Annotated in this window: 17 protein-coding genes; 1 reads left to right on the top strand and 16 read right to left on the bottom strand. The window is 49.0% G+C overall.

The window, feature by feature from the left end:
- Window positions 1-3 precede the first annotated feature (3 nt).
- The 15 genes from LCF57_RS01365 to LCF57_RS01295 form a co-directional block, all read right to left on the bottom strand.
- Complete coding sequence (locus tag LCF57_RS01365) at window positions 4-1,305, bottom strand: amidohydrolase (RefSeq protein ID WP_225999112.1); 1,302 nt, start codon at window positions 1,303-1,305, stop codon at window positions 4-6.
- The gene (locus LCF57_RS01360; RefSeq protein ID WP_225999111.1) at window positions 1,292-1,945 is read right to left on the bottom strand and encodes a redox-sensing transcriptional repressor Rex; all 654 of its coding nucleotides are present in this window, start codon (window positions 1,943-1,945) and stop codon (window positions 1,292-1,294) included. The genes LCF57_RS01365 and LCF57_RS01360 overlap by 14 nt, the downstream gene beginning before the upstream one ends.
- A gap of 45 nt (window positions 1,946-1,990) precedes the next feature.
- Window positions 1,991-4,858, bottom strand: a complete 2,868-nt coding sequence (dinG, locus tag LCF57_RS01355; protein WP_225999110.1) for an ATP-dependent DNA helicase DinG — start codon at window positions 4,856-4,858, stop codon at window positions 1,991-1,993.
- A gap of 155 nt (window positions 4,859-5,013) precedes the next feature.
- Window positions 5,014-5,661 (bottom strand): tetratricopeptide repeat protein, encoded by a 648-nt coding sequence (locus LCF57_RS01350; RefSeq protein WP_225999109.1) that lies wholly within the window; start codon window positions 5,659-5,661, stop codon window positions 5,014-5,016.
- Between the two features lie 82 nt (window positions 5,662-5,743).
- On the bottom strand, window positions 5,744-6,127 hold the full coding sequence (gene panD / locus LCF57_RS01345) for an aspartate 1-decarboxylase (RefSeq protein ID WP_007430795.1): 384 nt from the start codon (window positions 6,125-6,127) through the stop codon (window positions 5,744-5,746).
- Window positions 6,120-7,058, bottom strand: a complete 939-nt coding sequence (panC, locus tag LCF57_RS01340; RefSeq protein ID WP_225999108.1) for a pantoate--beta-alanine ligase — start codon at window positions 7,056-7,058, stop codon at window positions 6,120-6,122. Before panC ends, panD begins: the two co-directional genes overlap by 8 nt.
- Entirely contained in the window at window positions 7,055-7,966 is a 912-nt protein-coding gene (panB, locus tag LCF57_RS01335; RefSeq protein WP_225999107.1) for a 3-methyl-2-oxobutanoate hydroxymethyltransferase, read from the bottom strand. Before panB ends, panC begins: the two co-directional genes overlap by 4 nt.
- A 345-nt stretch (window positions 7,967-8,311) precedes the next feature.
- Entirely contained in the window at window positions 8,312-9,286 is a 975-nt protein-coding gene (locus tag LCF57_RS01330; protein ID WP_225999106.1) for a biotin--[acetyl-CoA-carboxylase] ligase, read from the bottom strand.
- Window positions 9,279-10,613, bottom strand: coding sequence for a CCA tRNA nucleotidyltransferase (locus tag LCF57_RS01325; RefSeq protein ID WP_225999105.1), 1,335 nt, complete (start codon window positions 10,611-10,613; stop codon window positions 9,279-9,281). Before LCF57_RS01325 ends, LCF57_RS01330 begins: the two co-directional genes overlap by 8 nt.
- A 56-nt stretch (window positions 10,614-10,669) precedes the next feature.
- Complete coding sequence (gene bshA / locus LCF57_RS01320; RefSeq protein WP_225999104.1) at window positions 10,670-11,833, bottom strand: N-acetyl-alpha-D-glucosaminyl L-malate synthase BshA; 1,164 nt, start codon at window positions 11,831-11,833, stop codon at window positions 10,670-10,672.
- A gap of 127 nt (window positions 11,834-11,960) precedes the next feature.
- Window positions 11,961-12,653, bottom strand: a complete 693-nt coding sequence (gene bshB1 / locus LCF57_RS01315) for a bacillithiol biosynthesis deacetylase BshB1 (protein ID WP_225999103.1) — start codon at window positions 12,651-12,653, stop codon at window positions 11,961-11,963.
- Window positions 12,650-13,087, bottom strand: a complete 438-nt coding sequence (mgsA, locus tag LCF57_RS01310) for a methylglyoxal synthase (RefSeq protein ID WP_225999102.1) — start codon at window positions 13,085-13,087, stop codon at window positions 12,650-12,652. The genes bshB1 and mgsA overlap by 4 nt, the downstream gene beginning before the upstream one ends.
- Window positions 13,088-13,144: 57 nt before the next feature.
- A complete protein-coding gene (gene dapB, locus LCF57_RS01305; protein WP_225999101.1) occupies window positions 13,145-13,948 on the bottom strand; it encodes a 4-hydroxy-tetrahydrodipicolinate reductase in 804 nt (267 codons plus the stop codon).
- Window positions 13,949-13,979: 31 nt separating this feature from the next.
- On the bottom strand, window positions 13,980-14,498 hold the full coding sequence (locus LCF57_RS01300) for a tetratricopeptide repeat protein (protein WP_225999100.1): 519 nt from the start codon (window positions 14,496-14,498) through the stop codon (window positions 13,980-13,982).
- Between the two features lie 50 nt (window positions 14,499-14,548).
- Window positions 14,549-14,878: a nucleotide pyrophosphohydrolase gene (locus LCF57_RS01295; protein ID WP_225999099.1), complete on the bottom strand. Its 330-nt coding sequence runs from the start codon at window positions 14,876-14,878 to the stop codon at window positions 14,549-14,551.
- A 212-nt stretch (window positions 14,879-15,090) separates the two neighbouring features.
- Here LCF57_RS01295 and LCF57_RS01290 point away from each other — a divergent pair, with 212 nt between their 5' ends.
- Window positions 15,091-15,960: a YitT family protein gene (locus LCF57_RS01290; protein WP_225999098.1), complete on the top strand. Its 870-nt coding sequence runs from the start codon at window positions 15,091-15,093 to the stop codon at window positions 15,958-15,960.
- Between the two features lie 94 nt (window positions 15,961-16,054).
- Here LCF57_RS01290 and LCF57_RS01285 read toward each other — a convergent pair whose 3' ends face one another.
- Window positions 16,055-16,900, bottom strand: a complete 846-nt coding sequence (locus LCF57_RS01285; RefSeq protein WP_225999097.1) for a sporulation protein YpjB — start codon at window positions 16,898-16,900, stop codon at window positions 16,055-16,057.
- Window positions 16,901-16,956 lie beyond the last annotated feature (56 nt).

Genomic DNA, 16,956 nt, shown 5'->3' with positions numbered 1-16,956 from the left:
GAATTAGCGCGACAGCAGCCCTTCAAAGGCGGCTTGTGCCTCATGTTTGATACGTTCCTCGTCCATAGTCAGGCACTCACCGTTTTTCACGACCTGACGACCGTCCACCCACACATGGGCCACATCTTTGGCGCTTGCGGAGTATACAGCATGAGAAATAAGGTCTGTACGCGGCAAGAAGTGCGCCTGATTCAGATCTAATGCGATAAAGTCAGCCTTGTTGCCTGCTGCCAGTACTCCTACCTCTTTTAAACCAATCGACTTCGCGCCGTACTCTGTTGCCAGACGCAGCGCTTCATTCGCAGGAACTGCCGTAGGATCACCGGATACTCCCTTGTGGATGAGCGCAGCCAGACGCATTTCCTCAAACATATCTAGATTATTATTGCTGGCAGGACCATCCGTTCCGAGGGAAACAGTAACCCCTGCACGCAGCAGTTCAGGCACTCTTGCTACACCACTTGCCAGCTTCAGATTGCTACCCGGATTATGCGAAATCGCTACACCACGTTCAGCCAGCAAAGCTATTTCTTCATCGTTCAAATGAACGGCATGAGCAACAAGCGAAGGACGGGAGAAAAAGCCGAGCTTATCCAAATGTGCAACTGGACGCAAGCCATAATCACGTACGTTTTGCTCAACTTCGGCAAGAGTCTCGGACATGTGTGTGTGCAGCGGTAAATCCAAATCATGCGCAGCCTGTACAAATTTTTCGATAAACGCAGGCGGGCATGTGTAAGGCGCATGCGGAGACATCATCGTTGTAATACGACCATCTGCCTTACCATGCCAGTTACGCGCAAAAGTCACAGCCTCAGCCAGCTTGATTCGCTGCTCCTCCTCAGAGCATAATCCAATCGCCCCACGCATTAGACTCGCACGAATGCCTGATTCTTCAGCTATACGAGCCACCTCATCCATATGATCGTACATGTCCAGGAAGGTTGTTGTCCCGCCTTTCAGCATTTCCAGCACAGACAGGGATGTGCCCCAGTACACATCTGAAGATGTAAACTTGGCTTCCATCGGCCACATTTTCTCCTGAAGCCATACTTGTAGCGCCAAATCATCACCATGTCCACGCAGCAGTGACATCGCCGCATGACCATGAGTATTAATCAGACCCGGTAAAAAGAGCAAGCCCTTACCGTCAAAAGCGTCTGTCTCTTCCTCTCCCGCAGGCAAAGTTTCGCCAATGTAAGTAATCCGGCTATCCTCCACAATCATATAGCCATGGATTACTCCGACTTCCGGTCCGTTTACGGCAAAGGAGCCGTTTTTAATCATCCATTTATTCACTGTCATATTGCGATTCTTCCTTTCCATCCTCTAAATAATAAGCGAGGCTTAGCAAATCGGTTGTAAAATCTGTGGTATGTACCCGGATGTTGTCCGGGGTCTTAAGAATGATCGGTGCAAAGTTCAAGATCGCTTCAATACCACTCTCAATAAGCTTGTCAGCCACGTGTTGCGCTTCGAAATCCGGTACGGTAATAATCCCGATCCGAATATTTTTTTCTTTTATGGTCGCTTCCAATTGATCCATTGGCTGAACGATCAGCGTATTGATCATCGTCCCAGTCTTCTCAGGAACCGCATCAAATACCGCTACAATTTTCATATTGTCTTTTAAGTAAGCATTATAATTCGAAAGGGCTTGACCCAGATTACCAGCTCCGACCAATACAACGTTGATTTGCTGATCAATTTTCAGAATATGACGTATTTTTTCAATAAGATAAGTAACATCATAGCCGATACCCTTTCGGCCAAAATCTCCAAAATATGCGAGATCCTTACGAATTTGAGCCGGATTCAAGTTTAGTCTTTGTCCCAACTCCTGGGAAGAGACCGTGGCCACCTCCCTTTTGTGCAGTGCATTCAGATAACGTAAATATACGGGTAACCTCCGTACAACTGCCTCTGAAATTTTATCTGATTTCATACTTGCTCCCCCTAATTGTAACGGACATGTTTAAGTGTCCGTCCGTTATGCCTCAGTCTCCGGGGCGGATTGGAGCCATTCAGAGATGCGGGGCACCATTTGCTCCGTCGGCATATGCTCCATTTTTGGTCCCGGTAACGAGTACAAAAAGTGCTTTCCGTAATAGGATTCGATTACACGTGTATCGTATACGATGACGACCCCGTGGTCGCTCGCTGTACGTACCAAACGCCCAAATCCCTGTTTAAAGCGAATGACTGCCTGAGGAACAGACAGCTTCATAAATGGATTTTTCTTTTGCCGCTGCAGCAGCTCGCTTTTCGCCTCCAGCAGCGGGTGATTTGGCGGTTGAAACGGCAGCCGGACAATTGCCAAACAAGTCAGCGCCTTGCCTGGAATATCGACACCTTCCCAGAAGCTGCTGGTTCCCAGCAATACAGAAGCTTTGGCCTCCTGAAAACGCCGGGTCAGCTTGCTGCGGCTCCCACTGTCTACCCCCTGTCCCAGCACAGTGATATCGCTGGAAGACAATGCCTCTTTGAGTGGCTCATACACCTGCCGGAGCATCCGGTACGAGGTAAATAAAACGAGCATTCTCCCCCCGGTCGCCTGAGCAGTCGAGCCTAGCGAGCTAACGAGCATATTTACAAAATGTGCATCTCCAACACTGCCCTTTACACTCGGGAAATCCCGGGGAATGACCAGCAGCACCTGATCCCTGTAGTTAAAGGGCGACGGGAGCTGCGAAGTCATCAGTCGTCCCTCATCTGCGGCTTCCTGCAAACCGAGCTGATCGGTCATGTACTGAAACGACTTATCTACCGATAAGGTAGCTGAAGTCAGAATGATGCTTCTTTTTTTGTCAAAAAACATTTCTTTCAGCTGGCGGCTCACATCTACAGGCACTGCATAAAATTGCAGTGATTTACTGCGGAATTGCCCACTCGCCTCAAGCCAGTAGACGGTCGTCTCATCATCGAGACGCATAAAGAAGCGCAAATTCTCCTTCACAGCCGCCAAATCCTTGAGCAGTCCCGTAATATCCGTAATGAGGCTGTCAGCCGCATAATCGTCATGTTCTTCCTTAACGTCCAGCATCAGCTTGTCGCCCTTGCGCAAAATTTCGCTTAGCGTAACATTTAGCTGATTTTCCAGCACAGCCGCTTGATCCCACTTGGCAGGCTTGGCCGACGGCTTGAGACGGGAAGAAAACTGCCCCGTTTCACCCGGTGTTGCATCACTTCGCTCCGGCAGCATACCAAATAGCTTGTCGCTTAACAAATCCCATGTCTCTTTGACCTCCAGCACAAGTGGATATAGCTGATCGATGATCGAAGCCCAATCTGCCGACTTCTCATGACCGGACTTTACCAACTGCTGACGCAATGAAGGCAGCTGTCCATTCTTGCTGTCTTTGAACAGCCGGGTCAGCGTATGGACGAGTGTGAAATATTTCATATGCATGCCCAAGTGTTTACCAGCGACTTCCTCCAGATGGTGTGCTTCATCAATGACCAGATGCTCATAGCTTGGCAATAGCTGATGACTTGCCTTGACATCCGTAAACAGCTTGGAGTGATTCGTAATAACCACATCCGCTATTCCCGCCTCATGACGTGCACGATGGTAAAAGCACTTACGGAACCACGGGCATGAACGGCCAAGACAGGACTCGGAATCACTTGCCACCGTTTCCCAAAAATCTCCGCCACGGTTGCTTAGATTCAGTTCTTCATCATCACCAGTTTCCGTGAGTGTCAGCCAGACGATCATCTGGGCAGCTGTAATTAAGTCTTCCTTTGGCGTTGCGAAGTCTCTTCTGTTTATTTTATGTTCAAACTTACGCAGACACAAATAATGCCCTCGCCCCTTAAAAATGGCAGCCCGGAACGGGAACGGAATCACCTTTGTCAGCATCGGAATATCGCGCTCACGTAATTGCTCCTGCAGGTTGATTGTATGCGTACTTACTGTGACCCGCTGACCATATTTTACACTGTGATACAGTGACGGAAGCAAATAACCCAGGGACTTGCCTGTTCCTGTACCCGCCTCGATCAGCAAATGCTTGTCTTCACTCAGCGCCTGATTTACATCCTCTATCATTTGTACCTGCGCCTCGCGCTCCTCGTATTGGCTCAAGGATGAACGTAAATGATCTCGCACATCATCCATGTATTTATCAAAGGAAACGCCCGACAGCGGATTTGGGTCATCTTCTTTGCGCGGAGTAACTAACTCTGTCCAATCTTCCACCTTTAGTGCAAGCTGACGATAAAACTGATGCCCCTCCAAATCCTGAATGGGATCAAGCTCTTTCTCTTCACGTACCCCGTCAAGAAACCATCCAAGATCACTGTCTTCCTCTGCGAACAAATCACTGAGCCGCTGTATCGTGATTAAAGGCAAGGCTTGAAGCTCCCACACACACTTTAAAAACACCTCGGCCGTGGCCAACGCGTCGCTGTCTGCTTGATGGGGACGGTCATGAGCCAGCCCAAACTCCGAAGATACAAATCCTAGCTGATAGGAAGAAAGCGATGGAAACATGATTTTCAGAAAATCCATCGTGTCCAAAATTCGACCGCTAAACGGCAGATATCCACATCGATCTAAAGCGTTTTGCAAAAAATTAAAATCAAATGCCACATTATGACCGACCAGCACAACATCATCCAGCATAGGTACAAGCTCCATCATCATCTCTTCGAGCGCAGGAGCATCCTTGACGTCATCGTCTGTAATTCCGGTCAACCCGGTAATAAAAGGCGGAATGGGTCTGCCAGGGTTCACATAAGAACCGTAAACACGGGAAATGCTGTTATCATGATCTATAATTGCAAGTCCGACTTGAATGATGTCATCCGCGGACTGGGTGCCTGTCGTTTCAAAATCCAATACCGCAAATTTCATCGGGCTTAATCCTTTCTTTTGACACATACAAAAATAATAACTCCGTATAACAGCATAGCAGAATATCGCCTTTTTGGAAATTAAGACAGCCAAAAAAGACGATGCACGCGCCGCCTAAGAGGTGGGCATGCATCGTCTCAGCTGGTGTCTGACAACTACATCCAGGGCATCATCGAGCTATCGTAGCGAAGCATTTCGGTACCGGACAAACAGGCTTCCATGTTGTGCAGCGGCTCGGGCATCGCAGGGTCGAGCTGGTGCGCGCGAGCAAAACATTTTTGCGCTGCCTCTACATCAGCCTGTTTGGCCATCAGACAGCCCAGCGCATTATAGATGACCGCCTTGAGTCCTGGCTGCTCTGTCAGGTGCAGCACCTTCTGAAAATGGCGTACAGCCTCTGCTGTATCCCCCAGTTGAAAATATGCCATCCCTAAATACATACGACTTTGCCAGCTGTTCGGAAAATGCTGTAATACCTGCTCGAACTGCTGAATTGCCTCAGGGTACATAAGCAGTTGGTAATACCCTTGTCCCCGATTATAAGCCAGCAGCTCCTTTTCAGGCAGTTCCTTTTCAGAAAGCTCTGCGTCAGAAATGTCGGACTCTGCAGAAAAACCGGCCGCTCGCAGGCAAACCATTTTTTCCTCAAAGGCCAGCCATTCATCCATAATTCTGTCACTCATTTTCCGCAGCAAACTCCAATGCTGCAGCAGCTCCTGCTTGCGAGAGCCTTGGGCTGATGGGTAATGCTTCACGATATCATCTAACATGCTGTTCATTTCTGCGAATACATGCTGGAACATGTGCATCCCGCCCTTACGAAAGATGGAGTAATACACTCACATTCTTCGCCTAAAGGACGTGTTTCATCCGCACTCCCATTCATTACATGATCGTAGCGTGGACTTCCTTATTCGCCGTCTGGGCTGGTTTATTATGTTCATCAACGAATACCACAGTCGGTTTGTATGTTTTTGCCTCTTCATTTGACATAGAAGCGTAGGAAATAATAATGACCGTATCACCAGGCTGCACCAGACGCGCTGCTGCACCATTGAGGCAAATCACGCCGCTGCCACGCGGTCCAGGGATAACATAGGTTTCCAACCGGGCCCCGTTGTTATTGTTCACAATTTGAACCTTTTCATTTTCCAGCAGATCGGATGTCTCCATCAAATCCTCATCAATCGTAATACTCCCCACATAGTTAAGATTGGCTTCAGTCACCGTCGCCCGGTGAATTTTCGATTTCATCATCGTTCTAAACATGGGAAAGCACCTCCGCTTTCTGTAATCTAATATTGTCAATCAGTCGGGTGTTCCCAAATTTCACAGCCAGCGCTACAATGATGTCCTCTTTAACATCACTTAGCCGCTGCTCGGCAAGAATTGGCTCTAAGCCGGGAAAAGTTAATATTTCAATATAATCAATGTCTGCCAATGGTGAGGAAGTAATGGTGGACTCCACCATTTGATGTATCTGACCGATTGTAAACGAGCTTTGTACAGCATCTTCGCTCACTTCACGCACCTTGCGCAGTGATTGGGATAGTACCAACGCCTGCTCCCGCTGCTCAGCACTCAAATACACATTACGCGAGCTCAGGGCCAAACCGTCAGCCTCTCGGACGATAGGGCAAGGTACAATGGTCACATTCATATTAAGATCGGTCACCATCTGCTGGAGCACAGCAACCTGCTGCGCGTCCTTCATACCAAAGAAGGCCAAATCAGGATTGACCATGTTAAACAGCTTGGCTACCACCGTCGTCACACCATCAAAATGTCCCGGACGTGAAGCGCCACATAAGCGCTCCGTCAAAGCGGATACGTGAATTTTGGTTCGGGTTGGCTGTGGGTACATTTCCGCTACTGTTGGCAAAAATACAATATCCACACCCTCGCGCCGCGCTACCTCCAGATCACGTGCTTCATCACGAGGGTAGCTGTCCAGATCTTCATTAGGTCCAAATTGAATCGGGTTGACGAAAATGCTGAGCACCACTGTATCTGACATTTCACGTGCCTTTTGCATCAAGCTTGCATGGCCTTCATGCAAGTACCCCATCGTCGGCGCAAAGCCGACTGTATGTTGCTGTATGGCAGCAGAACCGTATTCCGCTTTTGCTCTGTTTGTGCCAAGCTGCCGACGTTCAGCAATAGCCTGCCGCAGCTGAGCCACTTCTCTTACGATGATCATGACTGGGATTCCACCTTTTCCTTAGCTTGTTGCCTAACTTGCTCCTTGGCCTGGCCTTTGGCCTTACCATACAGAGCTTCCACGACACGATCGTCCGCACTGAACACATGCTCTTCAGCTGGAAAGGCGCGTCCCTTCACATCGCTCACATATTGCTCAATGCTGCTGCGGATCAAGCCGCCTACATCGGCATAGGTTTTAACAAAGCGCTTGCTGTAATAAGGCGATGCATATTGAATCAGGTCGTGATAGACCAGCACCTGACCGTCGCATCCGCGTCCAGCGCCAATTCCAATGGTCGGAATGGACAGTTCTTTGGAAATCGCCGTTGCGACTTCCTCAGTCACCAATTCCAGTACAATGCCAAATGCACCCGCTTGCTCCAGTGCCTTAGCGTCAGCCATCAAGCGACGTGCGTCCGTTTCATCCTTACCCTGAATGCGATAGCCGCCAATCTGATTAACCGACTGTGGTGTAAGACCGATATGTCCCAGTACAGGTACACCTGCCTGAACAGTCGCTTTTACGACGTCGGCAATCTCCGCTCCGCCTTCCAATTTGACTGCATGCACATGTCCTTCCTGCATCAGACGGCGAATGCCCTGAAGGCTTTCCGATACGCTGCTGTGGTATGTCATAAAAGGCATGTCCGCTACGATAAATGTATGCTCCGCACCTCTTGCTACCGCCCGGGAATGGTATACGATATCGTCCAAAGTTACGGGAATGGTCGAATCGTAACCGAGAACTACGTTACCCAGCGAATCACCGACGAGAATCATGTCAATTCCCGCCTCTTCGGCTATTTTAGCCGATGGATAATCATACGCGGTCAGCATACTGAGCGGAATGCCCTCCTGCTTCATTTTTTTCATTTTCACAATATTCAGTGCTTGTTTTCCCGCCACTTGGCATGGCTCCCTTCCATCTTTTTTTGGCACAAAAAATAACCTTTTATGAACGCCTGCATATGTGCGTCATTAAAAGGTCCGAACAGCCAAAAAAGACACTCATTTTGAGATCGTCCCTTCTGTCTCGGTCCTGTTCGGCTCAGAGCAGAATCCAACGTAACCTTCAAATGAAGTTATGATGGTTTTACAAACTTGCTAAAGTAGAGCATGTGCCCTTGGAGTGCAGCTCGGACCGTCCGATGCCGCCTCCTGCACAGTATAACAAAAAACATCGGCTTTTTCACGTGAAGTTTTGCACAGGGAACATAGCGATTGCGGCGCTATTCACAGCTATGCTCGCTCTTACAGTTGTATATCACCTGAAATAACCTGAATTCGCTCTCCCTGATCCGTTTCTACCACTAATGCCCCAGAAGGGTCCAAACCAACGGCTGTCCCTTCTACTGCTACCCCTTGTCCGGTGTGTGCCCGTACAGTGCGGTTTATCGTTACCGATAACGCCTCCCACAGCATGGCTATAGGCTGGAACCCCTGCTCTGCATACAACATGCATAGCTGCTCCATCTCCCCCAGCACTGCGGCAATCAATTCAGTACGGTCAATTTCATGTCCTGCCTCTATTTTCAAGGATGTTCCCACCTGAGATAGCTCTTCCGGGTAATCATCCCTATTCAAATTCACATCAATGCCGATGCCCGCAATACAATAGCGGACCCGTTGATCCTCTGCTGCAGATTCCAGCAGAATACCAGACACTTTGCGACCATGAATAAGCAGATCATTCGGCCACTTAATGCCAGCCTCCACACCCGTCAGCCGACGAATGGCCCTGCACAACGCCACACCTGTAAGCAGTGTCAGTTGGGGAGTAAAGGCCATGGGCTGGGTGGGACGCAGCACAATGCTCATCCAGACGCCTTTGCCGCGAGGTGAAAACCACCTCCGGCCCAAACGTCCCCGGCCTGCTGTCTGTTCCTCCGCCAGCACTACCGTCCCCTCCGGCGCCCCCTCTTCTGCCAAACGCATGGCATCCTGCTGAGTGGAGACCGTCGAATCCAGTATAACGATACGCTTGCCAAACGATTGTGTATTCAATGATCGTGCCAGTTTGGAAACTTCCAGTCGATCTGGTCGGGACACGATTCGGTAGCCCCGACGCGAGGAGGCTTCAATATTGTAGCCCAGCTCACGCAGCTTGTTAATCTGCTTCCATACCGCCGTGCGGCTGACCGAGAGGTAGCGGCTGATTTCCTCCCCCGAGACATAATCAGAAGCCCCCTCCTCCAGTATGCCTAACAATCTCTCATGATTATTCACTACTTATCACCCGTTTCGTCACCCGTTTCGCTTCCTGAAGCAATGCTTCTGTTTCATTCGGGATATCTCCGCAGGCGGCAGCCAGTAGAAGCTGTTCCATCGTCTGCCCCAGCCAAGGCCCACCCGGTCGATTCATCGCTTGAACCAGTACATTTCCTGTAATGTTTAAATCCTTAATACGAATCACTACGGCTTGCTTCGTCCACTCATTTGCCAGTTCTGCCATCCTGACCACATGCTTGTCTGCCCATGACGATAATCCACGGAATGAGGGAGGCAGTGTCTTATGAAGCTCAAGCCAGTCTGAAGCGGTATCCCGGCCCAGCTTGATTAATAGTCGAATCCAGCTACGACGCAAAGCCTCATCGTGGAATTCATCATCTTTGTGCGAAGCGGAATCACCCGCTATCACAACAGCACAGCTGATTAGCTCGGCCTCCCATTCCAGCAGATGAACCAGCCGCAGACGTACAGCGTTGGAGAAGGTCCAAGCTCTCAGCAGCTCGTCGGCTGCCTCCGAGGTCAGTCTGCAAGACAACAGGAGCAAGCCCCAACGAAGTTCGTCTGGCAGTTGCACCAGTCCGCTGAGCGCGTCTCCTTCACATTGCTCCCAGGGAACAGGCACCTTTGTACAGGCCAGCAATCCGCTGCGGCTCAGCATTTCCAGCCCACGCAATGGGTCCGGCCCGGACAGCATCTTTTCCAGTTCGACTCGTACGCGTTCCATTGCTATAAATCGAAGTCCTTCTCTGCGTCGAATCATCCCTTTCCAGGTGTTGAAAGCGACACGGAAACGGAAAACAGAGGCAAAACGGATGCAACGCAGCATCCGCAGTCCGTCCTCCTCAAACCGTTCCTCGGCTCGGCCCACACAACGGACGAGAGCAGATCGCAAATCGGTTTCCCCTTCAAACGGGTCCACTCTCGCTCCATATTCATCCATCGCTATTGCGTTCATGGTAAAATCCCGCCGCATCAGATCCTCGCGGATGTCCTTCACAAAAGCGACTTCGGTGGGTCGGCGGTGATCAGCATAACCGCTTTCCGTACGAAATGTGGTCACCTCGAATGCATGACCACCCTGCATGACCGTAACCGTCCCATGCTGAATTCCTGTCGGAATGACATGAGGGAACAGTGCTATGACCTGTTCAGGCTCAGCCGAAGTGGTCAGGTCCATGTCATGAATAGCACGGCCTAATAGCTCATCGCGCACACAGCCACCGACCCAGTAGGCCTCGTGACCTGCTGCCGTTAGTGTATGTATGACCTCTCTGCCATGAAGAGCCATTTCTTGATCAGCATATTGCCACGTATTTGTGTTCACAGGGTTTCCCCCTTTGCAAGTATTCAATACAAAAAAACGGACGCGAGTCCGCCTCCTTAAACGCAGATCGGTTTAAGCTCCGGCACCTCGCGTCCCAACACACGGTAATATATTTCTTCATATTGACGGCTAATCAGCTCATCACAGAAAACTGTACGAGCACGTGTCAGACAGGCCTCACGGAAACGCTCTGCCATCGCTTCATCGGATAACAGCTGGACTGCATATTCAGCCATTGCCTCTGTGTTGCCAATTTCAGCAAGATAGCCCGTACTTCCATGTACAACAAGTTCAGGTATACCGCCAGCCTGAGAGCCAACGGTCGGCACTCCACAAGCCATTGCTTCCAGCGCAACCAGACCAAAGCTTTCTTTTTCCGAGGGAAGCAGCAGGACATCCGCCATGGAAATGACTTGTGCAATCTCATCCTGCTTACCCAAAAAGAATACCTTATCCTGTAAGCCTAAATTTTCGATTTTACAACGGATTTTTGGAAGATCTGGCCCTTCCCCAACCAGCAACAGCTTCGAAGGTACTTTTTTCTGTACTCGTTCGAATATATCCAATACGTCTCCCACCCGTTTGACAGGACGGAAATTGGAAATATGCATCATAATCTTTTCATCCGGCTGGGCAAAATCTCTCCGCAGCGCAGCCGCATCCCTTGGATAGTACACCCGCTTATCTACAAAGTTGTAGGTCAAGTCAATGGGCCGAGTAATCTCCAGCGCATCTATCGTCTCACGAATCAAATCCTTGGAAACTGCTGTCACAGCATCGCTTTTGTTAATAGCTAGGCGAATCAGGTCTTTCAACGATTCATCCTGTGCCAGCACCGTAATGTCCGTACCATGCAGCGTGGTTACCACCTTGAGGTGATCGCCCACCATTTCCTTGGCTAAATAAGCGCAGACCGCATGGGGTACCGCATAATGAACATGAAGTACATCCAAGTTCTTCATTTGTGCGACCTGAGCCATTTTTGTGGCCAGCGACAAATCATAAGGCGGATATCTGAAGACGTAATAGTCGTTAACCTCGACCTCATGATAAAATATATTTTTTTGGAATGCCCCGCCTAATCTGAACGGAATGCTATTGGCAATAAAATGAACCTCATGCCCCTTCTCGGCCAGCAATTTGCCCAGCTCTGTCGCCACTACGCCGGAGCCTCCCAGCGATGGATAACAGGTAATTCCAATTTTCAATTTGTCATTCAAGTTTAGCTGCCCCCTTCCGTTCATCGGAAATGACTTTTAATAATAGTAACAGACCTAATGCAGTGCACATCTCTGTCCGTTTTACGTTGGATTCTATGCATACTTATGTCAAGAATTTTATGAATCCTTATGTGAATAGCTTAACCAGATGAGGCGTTTTGGACGCAAAGCCCTCTGCATATGAAATCAGTTTGCGCTGACCCAACAAAGAGTCCCGGGCTTTTACACGCTCCACATATCCCTGATTTAACGGCGTAGCTACCGTGTCCTTACCTGGTGCAGCCTGAAATTGCGAAGCATAGCTTAACAGCGATTGCTCCTTGGCTTCATAGTGCTCGGTGATGTCCACGATCAGGTCCGTTCTGCCAATGTCATTAATAAAATAAAAATATAATTGCTCCACCTGAACCGCAGGTTTTCCCGGCATAAAGCGTCGTAGCTTGGCGTTAAACACCGCTTCCTCCACCAGTTTGCTGCACATGACATGATCCGGGTGCCGATCCTCCCAATACGGAGCAAATACGACTTTTGGTGCATGACGCCTGATCTCTGCTGTAACTGCAGCTACATGCTCAGGTGTAACATATAATCCACGGTCAGGCAGTCCTAGATTCGTCCGCACGGCAAGCCCCAGCACTTTCGATGCGTGCTCAGCTTCTGCCAAACGGGTATCTACATCCCCATTGGAGGACATTTCAGCCCGTGTCAAATCGCACACGCCCACTTTTAAACCAGCGGCTGTATGCTTGGCAATCGTGCCCCCCATGCCTATCTCTGCATCGTCGGCATGAGCTCCAAAAATCAGGATGTCCAGCGTCATTTCACATCACCCAGCTCGTCAATACCCGGTTTATATTTATGTACCAGCTCACGCCATGCAAAATCGCCGCGATCCAGCGCTTTAACCAGTATTTCAGCCGTTGCAACATTGGTTGCCAAAGGAATCCCCTGCACGTCACACAGACGCAGCAACGCGCTAATATCCGGCTCATGCGGCTGTGCCATTAACGGGTCACGCAAGAATATAATCATATCCATTTCGTTTTGCGCAACCAAGGCTCCGATTTGCTGGTCTCCCCCAAGCGGTCCTGACATGAAACGGTGAATTTGAAGCTTCGTTTGCTCCATAATGCGCAGACCTGTCGTGCCTGTTGAATACAATTGATGCTCTGTAAACACATGCTCATATGCCGTTACAAAATTAACGATTTCATCCTTTTTACGATCATGCGCTATAAATGCAATCTTTAACATTCGAAATTCCTCCTGCCTCATTCTATAATTCCGTTCGTCAATTCATTCGCATTATTCTTAATCAATGTAATGCTCAAACCCATACACAAGTCCCGGCTGCTCCATGACCTTTTGAATACCGATTTTAACACCAGGCATATAGCCAGCCCGCTCATAAGAGTCCTGTCGGATTTTAAGGGATTGTCCAAATCCTCCGAATATCACTTCCTGCTGCGCGAATACGCCGGGAAGCCGGACACTGTGGATACGAAAGCCTTGATAGTAACCACCACGTGATCCCTCCAGCGTTTCCTCCTCTTCCGGATTGCCCTGTCGCAGCTCCTGGCGTTGCTCCGCAATCAGCTCTGCAGTCTTGATGGCTGTTCCGGAAGGCGCGTCCAATTTTTGGTCACCATGATATTCGATGATTTCCAAATGCGGGAAGTATTTTGCCGCCTGAGCCGCAAACCGCATCATCAAAATGACTCCAATGGAGAAGTTAGGCGCAACCAGACCACCGATTTGCTGTTCCCGGCACTGCTTGTCCAGTTCATCAATCTGTTCGGGTGTAAACCCTGTGGTTCCGATAACCGGACGAACTCCATGCTTGATAGCAAGCGCTGTATGTGCGTACGCAAAACGCGGCCCCGTAAAATCGACCATGACATCCGGTCGACTATCCAGCAATGCCTGCTCCACGTCCTCTACAATAGCGATGCCCGCTTCCTTCAGTCCGACGAGAAGGCCGGCATCACTGCCGGCGTGCGTTCTGTTCACTGCGGCCACAAGCTGTAGTTCCTCATCCTGGAGAACCAACTTGACAACCTCACGGCCCATACGCCCTGCTGCTCCTACAACAGCTACTTTTATTGGTTCTGACATTTCCCTACAACTCCTTATGCATCAATTCGTGCTAGATTTGTTCATTCATCTGTTGGCATAACTTCTTCATGAGATTGGCAAGCTGTACATTGTGAGGAAATAATGCAGCCGCCTCACGGGCAGCCTGCACAGCCAGCTTATATTCATTCAATTCATCATAAATCAATGCGAGCAACATAAATGCATCACCGCATAGCGGATCAAGAGCAATCGCCTGTTCCAGCAGCAAGATCGCATCTCGATGCAGCTGTGGTGTAGTTTTTTCTACATCCAGCATCTTTCTGGCCTTCTCCGTAAGTTGCCTGGCTTGCTGCGCATGCAGATGAAGCACATATTCATCCTGGTGCGGAGCGAGACGAACCGCATGCTCTGCATAGGCGAGCGCCTGCTCCAAACGTCCACTGCGAGCATAGGTAACCGAACACCGGAAATAATGCTCCGCATGATCAGGCTGTGCTGAAATCGCTTTTTCAAACCATTCCACGGCCTGCTCAAAATCGTTTTGCAAAATGCATTGGTAAGCTTTCTGAACGTATTCCTCCGCCTTCATGACACTGCACCTCCGGGTAACCGGTTTGGTACAGCATATGTACAAAACGCCTAATCGGTGTCCTTTTTGGTCCAGCGATTCGCGTCACGTGTGTTAAATTTATGCATGACCTTGTCATGAGCCTCGGTCAAATTTATACCCAGCGAATTCGCAAAGCAAACCGTGATGAACAAAATATCCCCCAGTTCCAGTTCAATGGAATTGTCAGCCTCATCCGTTTTTTTCGGCTTTTCGCCAAAGGAGTGATTCACTTCCCTCGCCAGTTCTCCGACTTCTTCAGACATCCGGGCCAACATCGCCAAGGGGCTGAAATACCCTTCCTTGAATTGAGATATATACTGATCTACCTCACGTTGAATATCATTTAACGATTTTTCCATGAAGCATACAATCCCCCTATGTGCAGGTTTATTCATATGTTATCGTAAAGCACATTTTAAAACAAATTTTTTTTGAATTGAACTTGCGGTCTCCATCTTGTAATCATTAGACTTTTAAAGCTACCATAAAAAGGTATACTAAACATAAGGATCTACGGCTCACCCTAAATACATGAATCGATCATCACCAAACTGCTACTGCGAGGGATTATATGAAGATATCCAAATTCATTGAACAGCTTAAAATGATTTTACCCATTCTGCTCGGGACGGCTATCTATGCATTCGGTCTGCTGTATTTCATTATACCCAGTAAACTGATGGAAGGCGGCATTACAGGGATTACCCTATTGCTGAATTATGCTTTTTCGATTTCACCCTCTCTCTCCACATTGCTCCTGAATATTCCTTTATTTTTGATCGGATGGAAAATGCTTGGTGGCAAGCAGATTATATATACGGGGGTAGGAATCGGGTCGCTCACTTTTTTTCTGTGGCTGTTTGAAAAAATGATTCATTTCGGATGGATGGGGACCTTTCAGACCGAACACGATTTTATACTTTCTTCATTATATGCCGGGGTTACACTCGGGGCCGGGTTAGGTATTGTATTCCGCTTTGGCGGCACCACTGGCGGCTCTGATATTATAGCTCGTATTTTAAATCGAAAATTTGGCTGGAGTATGGGAAGAATTATGCTGGTGATTGATATTGTCATTATCGGCGCTGCATTACTTTACATACCAAAAGAAAAAATTCTCTATACGCTAGTTGCCGTGTTCATCGCGTCCAAGATTATTGATTTTATACAGGAGGGGGCTTATTCAGCCAGAGCTTTTATGATTATCAGTGACCATACGATGGATATTGCCGATATGATTACAAAGGACATGGATCGGGGAGTTACGATTATTCCCGCTGTAGGAGCATTTTCCAAGCAGGCCAAGCATGTTGCCTACTGTGTCGTGTCTCGTCAGGAAATACGGCGTTTGCATCAGATTGTTAAGTCCGTCGATCCTCGAGCGTTTATTATCATCCAGGATGTGCACGATGTGCATGGAGAGGGATTCAAAGAAGAATAGCCCGGAAATCCGGGCGAGGACAAACGTATATAGAACAGATCCAAGGCTCACGCTGCGACTGCTCGAACAGTTCAGAACATTCGGCTGCTCAGCGTTATCTGGAGAACCCGGTTCGATATTTACGGTAACCTACATAAGTCAGCACCAGCAGCACAATCGTCCCGATTGCCAATTCCGCACGGCGTTCGCTCTCACGGGGGATAAATGGCGCCAAAGCAGTGGCGTCTTTTTCACGTCCAAACAAGGCATTAAACGTCGGGTTCCCTTGCTCCAATGCCCCCCTAATCGCTGAGGCATCTACATTTTGCTGATCCCCCAATCCTTTGACGTAGGAAATCCATGAATCGGTCCGTACGACCTCGCTTGACTTACCATGGATCAGTGCTGCTGTACGGATCGTCTCATAGTGATCCTCCAGCACCGCGGCTCCAGCCGCGAAACCCTTCATGTTACCTTTTGCAAACTGAGTGTTCAGGCCGCTGACATCTTCTTTTAAAATTTTATAATACTGCTGCCATAAGGGCTGGCGCGGATGTGCAAGTGCATCTGTTGCAAGCCGCAAACTGGCCGCTGCCTTCACCCACTCATCTGGCGAAGCTTGCACGGACTGTGTAGCCTGCTGCACCTCAAGGATGCTGCCGGATAAAGCATGAATGGCCTCTACAGATAGCGCTGCCTGTACCTGACCGGTGCTGAACCATCGGCTCACCTCGTCTACATCCGCGCGCGCTTTTTCAATATTCCCGTCCATTACATCCCTGTACAATATCGCAGCGGCTTGATCCAGTTTTTGAATTTCTTTTGCATTATCAGCAGGCTTTGACTGATCACGTGCTACCGCTATACCTGGAGGGACGCAGACGAACAGCAGCAGGACCATAGATAACACAATACTCGAAACTACACATAACGTAATACGAAACCCCCGACCCCAAATCATGGGACATCCCTCCTCACCTTACTGTATGGCAAGGTTACCGGGACTAGAACTGGCTT

The sequence above is a fragment of the Paenibacillus sp. BJ-4 genome (assembly GCF_020404765.1).
In the GTDB taxonomy this organism is placed as follows: Bacteria; Bacillota; Bacilli; order Paenibacillales; family Paenibacillaceae; genus Paenibacillus.
Note: the sequence above shows the minus strand (reverse complement) of the source record. Positions and strands in the feature narration are given on the sequence as shown.